The sequence below is a fragment of the Bradyrhizobium sp. CB82 genome (assembly GCF_029714405.1).
GTDB lineage: Bacteria > Pseudomonadota > Alphaproteobacteria > Rhizobiales > Xanthobacteraceae > Bradyrhizobium.
This window is the reverse complement of the sequence record NZ_CP121650.1, coordinates 9206186-9219446: the sequence shown is the minus strand read 5'-3', so window position 1 is coordinate 9219446 and position 13261 is coordinate 9206186. Positions and strand designations below refer to the sequence as shown.

At 64.5% G+C, this 13261-nt stretch carries 10 protein-coding genes and 1 tRNA gene; 1 reads left to right on the top strand and 10 read right to left on the bottom strand.

Features of this window, described 5'->3' with window-relative positions; all coding sequences use genetic code 11:
- The first annotated feature begins 34 nt into the window (after positions 1 to 34).
- Entirely contained in the window at positions 35 to 466 is a 432-nt protein-coding gene (locus tag QA640_RS43620) for a hypothetical protein (protein ID WP_283038749.1), read from the top strand.
- A gap of 62 nt (positions 467 to 528) precedes the next feature.
- Here the strand turns inward: QA640_RS43620 and QA640_RS43615 are convergent.
- From QA640_RS43615 to QA640_RS43570, 10 genes are all read right to left on the bottom strand, one after another.
- A tRNA-Arg gene (locus QA640_RS43615) sits at positions 529 to 605 on the bottom strand.
- A gap of 327 nt (positions 606 to 932) precedes the next feature.
- On the bottom strand, positions 933 to 2003 hold the full coding sequence (locus QA640_RS43610) for a branched-chain amino acid ABC transporter permease (RefSeq protein ID WP_283038748.1): 1071 nt from the start codon (positions 2001 to 2003) through the stop codon (positions 933 to 935).
- Positions 2000 to 3010 carry a branched-chain amino acid ABC transporter permease gene (locus QA640_RS43605; RefSeq protein WP_283038747.1) on the bottom strand — a complete coding sequence of 337 codons (1011 nt, stop codon included), beginning with the start codon at positions 3008 to 3010 and terminating at the stop codon, positions 2000 to 2002. Before QA640_RS43605 ends, QA640_RS43610 begins: the two co-directional genes overlap by 4 nt.
- Positions 3007 to 3729 carry an ABC transporter ATP-binding protein gene (locus QA640_RS43600; RefSeq protein ID WP_283038746.1) on the bottom strand — a complete coding sequence of 241 codons (723 nt, stop codon included), beginning with the start codon at positions 3727 to 3729 and terminating at the stop codon, positions 3007 to 3009. The genes QA640_RS43605 and QA640_RS43600 overlap by 4 nt, the downstream gene beginning before the upstream one ends.
- 9 nt (positions 3730 to 3738) lie before the next feature.
- Positions 3739 to 4503 (bottom strand): ABC transporter ATP-binding protein, encoded by a 765-nt coding sequence (locus QA640_RS43595; protein WP_283038745.1) that lies wholly within the window; start codon positions 4501 to 4503, stop codon positions 3739 to 3741.
- Positions 4504 to 4666: 163 nt separating this feature from the next.
- Positions 4667 to 5851 (bottom strand): substrate-binding domain-containing protein, encoded by a 1185-nt coding sequence (locus QA640_RS43590; protein WP_283038744.1) that lies wholly within the window; start codon positions 5849 to 5851, stop codon positions 4667 to 4669.
- A 103-nt stretch (positions 5852 to 5954) separates the two neighbouring features.
- Entirely contained in the window at positions 5955 to 8006 is a 2052-nt protein-coding gene (locus tag QA640_RS43585) for an acyl CoA:acetate/3-ketoacid CoA transferase (protein WP_283038743.1), read from the bottom strand.
- Between the two features lie 114 nt (positions 8007 to 8120).
- Entirely contained in the window at positions 8121 to 9431 is a 1311-nt protein-coding gene (locus QA640_RS43580; protein ID WP_283038742.1) for an MFS transporter, read from the bottom strand.
- 195 nt (positions 9432 to 9626) lie between these two features.
- Positions 9627 to 11069 (bottom strand): sigma 54-interacting transcriptional regulator, encoded by a 1443-nt coding sequence (locus QA640_RS43575; protein ID WP_283038741.1) that lies wholly within the window; start codon positions 11067 to 11069, stop codon positions 9627 to 9629.
- A gap of 300 nt (positions 11070 to 11369) precedes the next feature.
- A complete protein-coding gene (locus QA640_RS43570; RefSeq protein WP_283038740.1) occupies positions 11370 to 13106 on the bottom strand; it encodes an EAL domain-containing protein in 1737 nt (578 codons plus the stop codon).
- Between the last annotated feature and the right edge of the window lie 155 nt (positions 13107 to 13261).

The window sequence follows — 13261 nt, the reverse complement described above, 5'->3', positions numbered from 1 at the left end:
GACGCTGGCCCGTTCCATCGCCGCAAGCCTGGGCTTGGCCTATGTGAAGCCGTTTGATGGTGTGACGGGCGAGGTCAATGCGTGGCTTTATCGGAAGGGCCGGACCACCGATTTGCTGGCGTTCCGACGGATCATCAGCGATCACGCCGTTGAACAGAACGCGGAACGCCCGACGGTGTTCGATCGACTGATTCCCTCGACACTGTCCTTGCTCGATGGCAGCAACTGGCCCGATCGCCTACCATTCGCGGAGCGGACGGTGATTTGCTGGTCTCCAGCCGATCTGACGGTCGTGCGCTTAGCGGAGCGCGGCCGCGATATCTGGTCTGCCGAGGACCATGGGCGGTTCTGCAGGATATTTGCCGACATCGCCGCAAGGTACCGGCTGTTCATTGTGGACACCGGCACTCTTGGCCCGGATGCTGCGCTTGAGCGGGTTAGCCGACATTTCTTTTCGGGCAAGTGACAACGCGGCCGCGCAGCTTCTCGGTTCAACGCCGCTCGCAATGATCATGAGAGTTGGGGAAATGGCGCACCCGACACGATTCGAACGTGTGACCTTTGCCTTCGGAGGGCAACGCTCTATCCAGCTGAGCTACGGGTGCAGTGAGGCCTCATTTAGCCGATTGGCGCGGGGTGGGCAACCTCGGCTCGGCGTTCTTGTCTGCCCCGGCCGGACCTGCGCGCCGCCGGGGCCGGAACCCCCCGAATCCCGCGACGAGGCGGGCGAATTCGGCCAGCATGGCTTCGGCGGAGATGACGGGGTTACGGCCGCCCCGAGCTGCTCGGGCAGATCGGGGCGACGAGATCAGCCAGGCAATAGCGCCAGGCAATAGCACTTCATCTCGTGGAAGGCTGCCAGAGCTTGCTTGTCCGGTCATTTCGGAGGCGGCAACGCCGGCCGGGCGCGCCGCTGGTCTCCGCCGAACGCGTCACGCCTTCTTGGTGCCGGCATTGCGCAGACGTCCGACCACGCCGGTCGGAAAGAAGTAGACACTCGCAATGAACAGCAGCCCGAGCCACAGCAGCCAGCGATCCGGGTGCAGCAGACCCGGCAGCAACGGCAGGCCGGCCTCAGCCGCGGCCTTCGAGGCAACGCCCATCAGCGACTGAAGATAGTTTTGCGCGAGGATGAAGATGGTCGCGCCGATGATCGCGCCGTAGATCGTGCCCATCCCGCCGATCACGACCATCAGGAGAATGTCGAGCATGATCGAGAAGCTGAGCGAGGTGTCGGGCCCTGCGTAACGTAGCCAGAGCGCATTCAGGATGCCGGCACTGGCGGCCACCAGCGCCGCGAGGCAATTGGCATAGGTAAGGTGGAAGACGGTGCGGAAGCCGAGCGCCTCGGCGCGAAAGCGGTTCTCGCGGATCGCCTGGAGCACGCGGCCGAACGGCGAGTTCACCACGCGTAAGAGCGCGAGGATCATCAGGGCCGACGCGGCGAAGACGAGGTAGAAGGTCAGGGTCCGGCCGTTGAACTCGAAGCCGGCAAGACTCTTCGGGATCAGCACGGTGCCCGGCCGCAGCAATTCCGGAAGCTGAAAGCTCCGTCCGTCCTCGCCGCCGGTCAGCCAGGAGAGCTGCGAAGCGAGCACCTGGAAGGCGGAGGCGACCGCGAGCGTGATCATGGCAAAGAAGATCGCCGCGACGCGCAGCGAGAACAGCCCGATTGCAAGCGCCAGCAGCGCCGCGAGCGGCAGGCCGATGACGAAGCCGGTTGCAACCGCGCCCCAGTTCGGTCCCATGGAATAGAGCGCGATCGCGATCGCGTAGCTGCCGATGCCGTAGAACATGGTGTGGGCGAACGACACCGTACCGGTGTAGCCGAGCAGCAGGTCGTAGGAGGCAACGAGCGCCGCAAAGATGCAGATCTTGGCCGCGACATTCATCGCTTTCGCGCCAGGAAACAGATAGGGCGTCGCCGCCAGCGCCAGGATGATGACGACGAGAATGAGGGTGAGAACGCGGCTCCGCGGCGGGTCGCCTGACAGGATCATCATCGGCTGGTCACCGCATAGAGGCCGCGCGGCCGCCACATCAGAACGGCGACCATCAGCAGGATGTTGGACACGAGGGCGAGCTTCGGCACCAGGAAGCCGCCGTAATTGGCGACCATGGCGACCAGAAGCGCGCCGATGAAGCAGCCGCCGATCGAGCCTAAGCCGCCGATGATGACGACGATGAAGATCAGCACGGTGAGATCGTCGCTCATGGAGGCGTGGACCTGTTCGCGATAGAGCGCCCACATGATGCCGCCGAGGCCGGCCAGCGCCGATCCCGTCATGAACACGCCGAGGAACAGGCGGCGGATGCGATAGCCGAGCGCCTCCACCATCTCGCGGTTCTCGACGCCGGCGCGGATCAGGAGGCCGAGCTTGCTGCGGTTGAGCACGAGCTGGATCGCGACGAACACGACGAGGCCGACCAGCATCGCGAGCAGGCGGTATTTTGCGATCGCGACGTCGCCGATGATGAACGAGCCGCGCAGCGAGGTCGGCAGCGGCAGCGGGATGATCTGCGGGCCCCACGCGGCATAAAGCGTCTGCTCGGCGACGATCAGGCCGCCGGTCGTCATCAAAATCTGCTTCAGGTGCTGGCCGTAGACAGGGAGGATCAAGACGCGCTCGACGACCAGGCCGAGGGCGCCGGACACCGCCATCGAGAGCAGCGCGGCCGGCGTCAGCACCGCAAGGTTCATCAAAAGCGAATCCGCCTGCATCGCGGCCGCGAACGGCAGCAGGATCAGCGTCGCCACATAGGCGCCGACCGCGATGAAGGCGCCGTGGCCGAAATTGAGCACGTCCATCAGGCCGAACACCAGCGTCAGCCCCGAAGCCATGATGAAGATCATCATGCCCATGGCGAGACTCGCGGCGGTCAGCGTCAGCCAGGAGCTGGTCGAGCCGACGAAGGGGATCATGGCGAGCGCGAGGGCAATCGGCAGCAGGATCGGCGCGATGTCGCGCCTGGGCTTCGGCAGCGGATCGGTTGCGGCAAGGTCGGTCATTGATGCGCCTCCAGGCTCAGGCCGAGCAGCCGCTCCTGGAGCGGTACGTCGGCGGCGAGCGCCGCCATCTCGCCGCGATGGACGATGGTGCCGTTGTCCATCACCAGCACTTTGTCGCCGAGCTCGCGGGCGGCAAAGAAATTCTGTTCGACCAGGAGAATCGTCGCGCCCTTGCGCTTGATCTCCTTCAGACACTCGATCAGCGCCACGACGATGGCGGGCGCGAGCCCCTTGGTCGGCTCGTCGATCAGGAGCAGCTTGCGCGGCTCGATGATGGCCCGCGCAATCGACAGCATCTGCTTCTGTCCGCCCGAGAGACTGCCGGCCCGCGACAGCCAGAAGCGGCGCAGCGCGGGGAAGAAGCCAAAAATCCAGTCGAGCTGGGTGTCGTCGAGCGGGCCATCGCGCGCCGCCAGCACCAGGTTCTCCTTCACCGTGAGATCGGAGAACACCGCCATGCTTTCCGGCACGTAGCCGACGCCGAGCCTCGCGATATCGGGCGTGGCGCGACCCTCGATGCGCTCGCCGGCGAGGCTGATCTCGCCGGAAGAGGCCTGCCACAGGCCCATGATGGTGCGCAGCGTCGTGGTCTTGCCGGCACCATTGCGGCCGAGCAGCATGGTGGTCTGCCCCTGCGGGACCTCGAGGTCGATGCCCTGAAGGATGTGATAGCGCCCGATATGGGTGTGCACGCCGGACAGTGTCAGAAGGTCGGTCATACTGCGCTCTCATGTCGCTTTCTTGGGGGCGACGCCGAGATAGGCTTCCTGCACGATCGGCGAGGCGATCACCTCGGCAGGCATGCCGTCGGCGACGAGCTGGCCGTTGTGCAGCACGATGATGCGGTCGGCGAGCGAGCGCACCACGTCCATCTTGTGCTCGACCAGGAGGATGATCCTGCTCCTGTCCTGCTTGAGCTGTGCGATGAGATTGAGCACCACCGGCACCTCGTCGATGCTCATGCCCGCGGTCGGCTCGTCGAACATGAAGACCTTTGGCTCCAGCGCGATCATCAGCGCGACCTCGAGCTTGCGCTGGTCGCCGTGGGACAGCGCGGTCGCGGTGACGCCGCGACGGCTGCCGAGCGCGACCTGGTCGAGGATGCTATCGGCGCGCGCGATCAGGTCGCGCCGCACCATCCAGGGACGCAGCATGTCGTAATGCGTGCCGTTCGCTGCCTGCACCGCGAGGCGGACATTCTCTTCCACCGTCAAGTTCGGAAACAGGTTGGTGAGCTGGAACGCGCGGCCCAGACCCGCGCGGGTGCGCAGCGGCGCCGAATGCTGGGTGATGTCGGTGCCGTCGAACAAGATGCTGCCGCTCGAGGCGCGCAGCTGGCCCGAGATCAGGTTGAAATAGGTGGTCTTGCCGGCGCCGTTCGGGCCGACGATGGCGGTGAGCTCGCCCGGGCGGAAGCTGCAGCTCACATTGTTGACCGCGACATGGCCGCCGAAGCGGATGGTCAGGTCGCGGGTTTCGAGGGTGAGAGACATTGAACGTCTGGAAATGATGAAACTGGATTGATCCGCGGTCGCGGTGCGCCCCCCCGCTTGCGGGGGAGGGCAGGGGAGAGGGTATCTCCGCAGGCGAGAACCCCCAAGAGGTGAGAGGCCTCTCCCGGCCTCTCCCGCAAGCGGGAGAGGTGCCGTAAGACACCTACCGCTTGTTCTTAACCGGAACGTCCATGTCCTCGATCTTGAGCTCGCGCACCGGCTCGAGGATGGCCCAGGCGACGTTCGGATCGACCTTGACCCTGAAGTGATACATGCTCTGGAGCGCCTGATGGTCTTCTTTCCGGAACACCATCTTGCCCTTCGGCGTGTCGAACGCCATGCCTTCCATCGCCGCGATCAGCTTCTCGGTGTCGGTCGACTTCGCCTTGGTGACGGCGGCGACGACGGACATCGCGGCCGCAAAGCCGCCGGCGGTGAAGAAGTCCGGCGGCGCGTTGAAGCGCTTCTGGTGCTCGGCGACCAGCCAGTCGTTCACCGGGTTCTTCGGGATGTCATAGTAGTAATAGGTCGCGCCTTCCATGCCGGGCAGCGCTTTGTAGGCCGCGAGTGCCGGCAGGATATTGCCCCCGGTCGAGAGTTCGATGCCGTATCGCTTCGGATCCATGTCCTGGAGTTTTGCCAGCGGATTGCCGGCGCCGGCCCAGATCACCCAGATCACCTTGCGGCCCGGCTTGTCTTTCAGCGCGTCGAACAGCCGCTGGCCGACCGCGGTGAAGTCGGTGGTCGAGGTCGGGGCATATTCTTCCGCAGCTAATGTCGCGCCGGTCTTGGCCAGCGCCTCTTTGAAGGCGGCGACGCCGTCGCGGCCGAAGGCGTAGTCCTGCGCCAGCGTCGCAACGGTGACGCCAGCCTTGCCGATCGCGACCGCGTTGGAGATTGCGTCCTGCGAGGAGTTGCGCGCGGTGCGGAAGATGTAGCGATTCCACTTCTCGCCGGTAATCTGGTCCGCGACGGCGGGCTCGACGATCAGTATCTTCTTGTTCTCTTCGGCAACGGGCAGGATCGCCAGCGCCGCGGCCGACGACGTCGTGCCAATGGCGATGTCGGCCTTGTCGTCCTGATAGGCTTCGGCGAGCGCTGCTTTCGCGAGGTCCGGCTTGCCCTGGTCGTCCTTGGTGATGATGACGATCTTGCGACCGTCGAGCGTCATGGTGCCCTTGGTGGCATATTCAAAACCCATTTGCAGGCCGGTCTCGGTCTGCTTGGCATAGGCCTCCAGCGGGCCGGTCTTGCCGTAGATCAGCGCGATCTTGAGGTCATCTGCGCGCGCTGTGGTGGCCGCTGCGAGGCCGAGAATGGTTGTTGTTATGATGACTGGTAAACGCAAGATGATCCCTCCTGATTCATTTTGTTGGGCAATAGCGATTTGCACAGCGCGGCGAACATTGCAATTCAACCTTCCGCCTGAGGGCGCGCACGCGAGGTCTGCATCATTCTTGAGCCTGCCGCGCGCCGCGTGGCGCGCCATCGTCCTGTGCGTCAGTCCCTTCGACCTGCCGCCAATCCGACTGCGCCTCGGCGGCGCTCTCGAAGATGTGCGGCGCCACGCCGCGCTTCTCCAGGGCCTCGCCGAGCTTGATGCGCAGGAACCCTGACGTCGTGTAGCGCGACACGCCGGAATAGAAGCGGTCGACAAGGCTGCGGACCATGGCCGAATAATCGTCCATCAGCTCGGGGAGGATGGAGAAATTGTCATAATTGACGATGGCGTAGACGCGGCGGCCGTGCGGGGCGAGCCTGGCCTCGACGATGCGCGCGATGGCGTCGATATCGGCCTTGCTGCGCAGCGGATAGCGTTCCAGATTGACGAAGAACAGGTTCTGCTGCTCGTCCAGCGTGAAGCGCTGGTCGAGCGGGATGGTCAGAAGCCGCTCGCGCAGCTCCATCAGATCGTCGCGGAAGATGCGCGCATCCATCACGGCGGGATCACGCGGGATCAGCGGCTTGAAATCCATCAGGCGCAGGATGTCGCGCTCGATGTCGATGCCTGGCGCGACCTCGACGAGCTCGAGGCCGTCGGGACGCAGCACGAAGACGCAGCGCTCGGTGACATAGAGCACGCGCTGCCCGCGCGCCGCCGAGACGGCGCCGCTGAAGGTGACATGCTCGACATGATCGACGAACTTGCGCGACGTCGCCTCCGCGACGATCGACAGCTTGCCACCCTCGACCGCAATGCTCTGCTTGCCCGCGCCGAAGGTGCCGACGAATACGACCTCCTTGGCGTTCTGGCTGATGTTGATGAAGCCGCCGGCGCCGGCAAGCTTCGGTCCGAACTTGCTGACATTGAGGTTGCCTGAGCGGTCGACCTGGGCGAGGCCGAGGAAGGCGGCATCGAGCCCGCCGCCATCATAGAAATCGAACTGGTAGGGCTGGTCGATCACCGCCTGCGTGTTGATCGCCGCGCCAAAGTCGATGCCGCTGGCGGGAATGCCGCCGATCACGCCGGGCTCGGCCGTCAGCGTGATGAGGTCGATGATGCGCTCCTCGTTGGCGACCGAGGCGATGCCCTCGGGCATGCCGATGCCGAGATTGACGACGCTGTTGGCCTTCAATTCGAAGGCGGCGCGGCGGGCGATGATCTTGCGCTCGCTCATCGGCATTGTGGGCAGCGATGCGGCACGCACCCTGATCTCGCTGGAGAAAGCCGGGTTATATTGCGTGCCAAACGTCTGCCAGTGGTGCTCTGGTCTCGCCACCACGACGCAGTCGACGAGGATGCCGGGGATCTTGACCTGGCGCGGATTGAGGCTGCCGATCTCGGCGACGCGCTCGACCTGGGCGATGACGATGCCGCCGGAATTATGCGCGGCCATGGCGATGGCGAGCGCTTCCAGCGTCAGCGCCTCCTTCTCCATGGTGAGGTTGCCGTCGGGATCGCCGGTGGTGGCGCGGATGATCCCGACATGGATCGGGAACGTCCTGTAGAGCAGGCATTCCTCGCCGCCGATTCTGATCAGCTCCACCATGTCCTCGGTGGTGCGCGCATTCAGCTTGCCGCCGCCATTGCGTGGGTCGACGAAGGTGCCCATGCCGACGCGGGTAACGTGGCCGGGCCGGTGCGCCGCGATGTCGCGGAACAGGTGCGTGATCACGCCCTGCGGCAGGTTGTAGGCCTCGATCTGGCCCGCGATCGCGAGCTGCTGCAATTTGGGTGCAAGCCCCCAATGCCCGCCGATCACGCGCCGGACGAGGCCTTCATGCGCGAAATGGTTGAGGCCGCGATGCTTGCCGTCGCCCTGACCCGCCGCATAGACCAGCGTCAGGTTGTGCGGCTTGCCTTGGGTGTAGGGCGCGTCGCCCTCGTTGGAGAGATAGAGCTCCTCGAGCGCGATCGCGATCTCCTCGGCAAAGCCGATGCCGACGAAGCCGCCGGTGGCGACCGTGTCGCCGTCGCGGATCAGCATGACGGCTTCCGCCGCCGTGACGATCTTGCCCTTTTCGGAATTGCGCAGGTAAGGCAGAGCTGGGTGCTGGCTCACGGCGTTCCTCCCGATCCCTGGACCGCATGCCTGTTGTTCTTTGCGTCGATCTTATCGCGAGGAGCGGCCCTGTAACAGGCCGCTCCTCGCGGCGCGAGACGTGACCCTCGCCAGTCAGGCCTGAACTATCTTGCGTGTTTCGGTCGCGAAGTAGACCGACACGATGGTGATGATCGCGAGCGCGATCATGTACAGCGAGATCGGCCAGGTCGCCGGCGCAAAGGTCGTCATCAGGCCGGTCGCGATCAGCGGCGACAGGGCGCCGGCGAAGATCGAGGCGAGGTTGTAGCCGAGCGAGACGCCGCTGTAGCGCACCTTGGTACCGAACAGCTCGGACAGGAAGCTCGCCTGCGGGCCGTACATCGCGGCGTGACCGATGGCGAGGCCCAGCACGATCGCGATCCAGGCAGCCTGCGGATTCTTGGTCGACAGCAGCATGAACAGCGGGAACGACATCAGCGCGGAAAAGACCGCACCGAAGATGTAGATCGGCCGTCGCCCGACGCGGTCGGAGAGCGCGCCGAAGACGGGAATGGTGAAGGTCTCGATCGCGGCCGCGATCAGGACGCCGTTCAGCATGTCCTGCTTGTTCATGCCGAGCGATTGTGTCGCATAGGCGAGCACGAAGGTGGCATAGATGTAGAAGAAGCCGTTCTCCGCAAAACGCGCGCCCATCGCGAGCAGGATGTTCTTCGGATACATCCGGATCGCGTCGACGATCGGCATCTTCACTTCCTGCTTGGTGTCCTTGACCTTCTGGAACTCCGGCGATTCCGCGATGGTGAAGCGGATCCACAGTCCGACCAACACCAGCGCGATCGAGAACAGGAACGGGATGCGCCAGCCCCAGGCATAGAGCTGCGCGTCGGTCAGCAGCGACGACACCACCGAGAACACCAGCGTGCCGAGCACGAGGCCGAGCGGCGCCCCGAGCTGCGGCCAGCTTCCATAAAAGCCCTTCTTGTCCTCGGGCGCATGCTCGACTGCCATCAGCACCGCGCCGCCCCATTCGCCCCCGAGGCCAAAGCCCTGGATCAGGCGGCAGGTGACGAGCAGGATCGCGGCCCAGATGCCGGCGGTCTCATAGGTCGGAAGGAAGCCGATCGCCGCGGTCGCGGCGCCCATGATCAGCAGCGTGAGGTAAAGCATGGTCTTGCGGCCGATCTTGTCGCCGTAATGGCCGAACACGACGCCGCCGAGCGGGCGCGCGATGAAGCCGAGCGCGTAGGTCGCAAAGGCCAGCAGCGTGCCGACCATGGGGTCGAAGGTCGGAAAGAACAGCTTGTTGAAGATCAGCGCGGCTGCGGTGCCGTAAAGGAAGAAGTCGTACCACTCGATCGCCGTGCCGATCAGGCTCGCGGTGGCGACGGTGACGTGCGACGGTTGTCGTGCTTGAAGCTGATTGACTGCGATCGCTCCACTCATCTGGCGTCCTCCTGGTTTGCGAATGCGCATGTGCAGCATGCGTCATTGTGCAAAGCGAAAAGCAAGCTCCGCGCCAGATGCGGTAGAGATGAGCAAAGTGGCTGAAAACCCGGCAATTCGCGCATTCGCGCCGCGGAGGACGCGGCGCGTATCCTGTCTGGAGTCTGAGATTCCGGACGCTCTCCGTCTCGAAACTCAGACGGAGGCCGGTCCCGAGGCGAGGCCGAACTTGGCGAGCTTCTTGTAGAACGTCGCACGTGAGATCTGGAGCATTTTGGCGGCTTCCGAAATCTGGCCGTTGCTGGCGGCGAGCGCCTGTTCGAGCGTGTGCTTCTCGAATTCGGCCTCCGCTTCGGCATAGGGGATGACAGTGCCGCCAGTCCGGACCTGCGCCACGGGTCTGGTGTCGACCCCGACGGGCAGGATGCGGGCAAAGTCCTCGCCGGTCAGCCGTCCCGAGTCGCTCAGGATCAGCGCGCGCTCCAGGATGTTGCGGAGCTCGCGGACGTTGCCGGGCCAGTCGTAGCGGGCAAGGGCGGCGAGCGCGCTCGGCGTGATCCTGGCGTTGACATAGTCGCCGGTGGCGCTGATGTCCTCGAGCAGCCGCGCGCAGATATCAGGAAGATCGTCGAGGCAGTCGCGCAAGGGGGGCAGGCCGATCGAGAGCACGTTGAGCCGGTAATAGAGATCGGCGCGGAAGGCGCCCTCGCTGACGCGCTTGTGCAAATCGACGTTGGTCGCGGCGACCACGCGCACGTCGATCTTGGTGACCTTGTCGGAGCCGAGCGGCTCGATCTCGCGCTCCTGCAACACGCGGAGCAGCTTGGCCTGGAGCTGGAGCGGCATCTCTCCGATCTCGTCGAGGAACAGCGTGCCACCATCGGCGATGCGGAACTTTCCCTCGCGGCCCTTGCGGTCGGCCCCGGTATAGGCGCCGGGCGCCGTGCCGAAGAATTCCGACTCGATCAGCGTGTCGGGAATGGCGGCGACGTTGACGCTGACGAACGGCTTTTCGGCGCGGGAGGAGGCGTTGTGGATGGCCTGCGCCAGCATCTCCTTGCCCGTTCCGGTCTCGCCGGTGAGCAGCACGGTGACGTTCTGACGCGCGGCGCGCGCGGCCAGCTCCTTGGCCTGCGCGATGCCGGACGTCGTGCCGACGTAGTCGGCAAAAGTGAAGCGCGCAGCGCGGGGGTGAGACAATTGCCGCCGCGCCAGCCGCAGATCGTTCTCGAGCTGGGCGACGCGGGCAAGCAACGGCTTCAGGCCTTCGAGGCGGTCATAGAGCACGAAGCCGATGGCGCCAATGATGTTCCCGCGCTCGTCCTCGATCGGCATACGGGTGACGACGAGCTGCTGGCCGCCGAGCTCCATGATGTCGAGGATGATCGGCTCGCCGGTCTCCACGACCCGCCGCAACAGGCTGTTGGGAATGATCTCCTCGATCGGACGTCCCAGCGCCTCGGATTCATGCGAAAGGCCGATCGCGGTGACGTATTTCTCGTTGACATAGACCACCCGCCCGTTGCGATCGACCGCAATGGCGCCCTCGCACAGATGCTCCAGCCGCTCGAACAGCGTCTCCATGGCGCGGGCGCGAATATAGGCGGGATCGCTGACGACGGAGGAGGGAGCGGACATGGCGTACCTCGGTGGCTGCCAGGCGAGGCAAGCCCGGACGTTCGCCTGCTTCTTAGCAAAAGGCCAGCAATTTCAAAGGGCGAAAACGTGGTTCGGGGGTGGCACGATTGGTCCGCTCCCTCCCCCGCTTGCGGGGGAGGGCTGGGGAAAGGGTGGTTCCGCATCGAGAGCCTTCACGTGGAGAGAGCCCCCACCCGGCGCTTCGCCATAGAGAGAGTACGGCCGCCGAAGGCGGCCTATGCCTCCCCCGCAAGCGGGAGAGGTGCACCGAGTTCGTGGCTCGGTTGGGCTCTATGAAAACTACCGCCGGTATCCGCCCGCGCGTGAATAGCCCTGCCTGTTCTGCTGCGCCGGGCGGCTTGCGATGCTGACCCGTGCTTCGCTGGCCGCGGGCGTCGCGAGCTTCAGCTCCTCCAGGAAGATCGGCCGGGCGAAATAGTAGCCCTGCGCATAGCGGATCTTGGTCGCGGCCTGCAGGTAGGCCAGCTCCTCATAGGATTCGAGACCTTCGGCGATGACCGTCATGCCGAGCGCTTCGCTCAAGGATTCGATCGCCCGCAAAATGCCCTGGCTGCGCGGGCGCTTATGGATGTCGGTGATGAACGAGCGGTCGATCTTGATCTCGTCGGCCGTGACGTCGGCAAGGGCCGAGAGTGAGGAAAAGCCGATGCCGAAATCGTCGATGGAGATGCCGACGCCGAGCTTGCGGAATATCGGCAGGATCTCGGACTGGAAGTGATTGGTGGCGACGAAAGCGTCCTCCGTCACCTCGATCATGAAGCGTTTCGGGAAGCCGGTCTGCTCGAGCGCTTTCGCGAAGGAGCGCATGAATTCGGGATTGCCGGCCTGCTTGGCGGCGACGTTGATGCTAATGCTCGCTTCGGCACCAAAGGTGTCATTGATGAGGTCGATCGACCTCACGATCTCGGTAAGCACGAGATGGGTGAGCTCGTCGATCAGCCCGAGCTCGACCGCGAGGTTGATGAACGAGCCCGGCGCCTGGATCACGCCCTCATCGTCGCGCAGGCGCACCAAGGCCTCGATGCCCTTCACGGCCTGGGTCCTGATGTCGACCTTGGACTGGAAAGCGCAGCAGAAGCGCTTCTCGAGGATGGCGAGCCGCAACGACTGCTCGATCTTCATGCGCGCGAGCGCCTCGCGCTCCATGCCGGAGTCGAAAAACGCGGCGGAGCCCTTGCCGCCGTTCTTGACGCGGTACATCGCGATGTCGGCATTCTGACGCAGCACCTCGAAGCTGCGGCCGTGATCCGGATAGAGGCTGACGCCGACCGAGGCGGAGCCGAAGATCTCGGAGGAGTCGATGAAGAAGGGCGCGGTGAGGCGCTTCAGCGTCGCCTGGATGAATTCGGCGACCTCCTCTTCGCTCTTGATCGGCGAGAGCAGCAGCAGGAATTCGTCGCCCGAGATCCGCGACAGCATGTCGGTCTCGCGCAGGTCGCGGCCGAGCCGCTTCGACAGCTCGACCAGCAGCGCATCGCCGACCGAATGGCCGTAATAGTCGTTGATGTGCTTGAAATTGTCGATGTCGAGAAAGGCGAGTGCAAAACGTTCGTTGCTGCGCTCGTGCGCCAAGATGCCGTTGACGCGATGCTCGATCACGCGCCGGGAGGGCAGGCCGGTGAGCTCGTCGAAATAGGCCGAGCGAAACAGCTGGTCCTCGAAATTCTTCTGCTCGGTGATGTCGGAGGAGGCGGAAAGGAGGAGGTCGCGGCCGGCAAGGCGGATCGGGCGATGGGTGGTGAGCAGAACCTGACGCGCGGTGCCGTCATGGACGGATTCCTCGGCTACCACGGGGTGGCCGGCCTGCATCGCCTGCCGGCAGGCTGCCTGGCGCTGGGTCAGGTCCGGCGTCGGCCGACTGCCAACCATACCGAGATGGCGGGCGGCGGCATCGTTGACCAGAATGAGATTGCCGCGCGCGTCCTGCACGGTCACGCCGGCAGGCAGCATTCTAACGATCTCCTTGAGAAATCCGAGCTCGGCATCAGTCGCGCCGTGATATTTGCTGTCGTTCATAGAAATCATGAATCTTGTTGTTCAGGCGCGGCTTTGTAATGGCGCGATCTTGCAGAAGTGCCTCTTAGTTTTGGTTAAGGGATACGCAGAAATACGGGTTCGGTTCGCAACAACTTGCTGCGCCGGCACGAGCCGTGCCGATCGTCATTAACAGA

Bases quoted from the DNA above. Each gene is read 5' to 3' on its own strand.
- QA640_RS43610 (WP_283038748.1), bottom strand. From the start codon at position 2,003: ATGATGATCCTGTCAGGCGACCCGCCGCGGAGCCGCGTTCTCACCCTC.
- QA640_RS43605 (WP_283038747.1), bottom strand. From the start codon at position 3,010: ATGACCGACCTTGCCGCAACCGATCCGCTGCCGAAGCCCAGGCGCGAC.
- QA640_RS43600 (WP_283038746.1), bottom strand. From the start codon at position 3,729: ATGACCGACCTTCTGACACTGTCCGGCGTGCACACCCATATCGGGCGC.
- QA640_RS43595 (WP_283038745.1), bottom strand. From the start codon at position 4,503: ATGTCTCTCACCCTCGAAACCCGCGACCTGACCATCCGCTTCGGCGGC.
- QA640_RS43580 (WP_283038742.1), bottom strand. From the start codon at position 9,431: ATGAGTGGAGCGATCGCAGTCAATCAGCTTCAAGCACGACAACCGTCG.
- QA640_RS43575 (WP_283038741.1), bottom strand. From the start codon at position 11,069: ATGTCCGCTCCCTCCTCCGTCGTCAGCGATCCCGCCTATATTCGCGCC.
- QA640_RS43570 (WP_283038740.1), bottom strand. From the start codon at position 13,106: ATGAACGACAGCAAATATCACGGCGCGACTGATGCCGAGCTCGGATTT.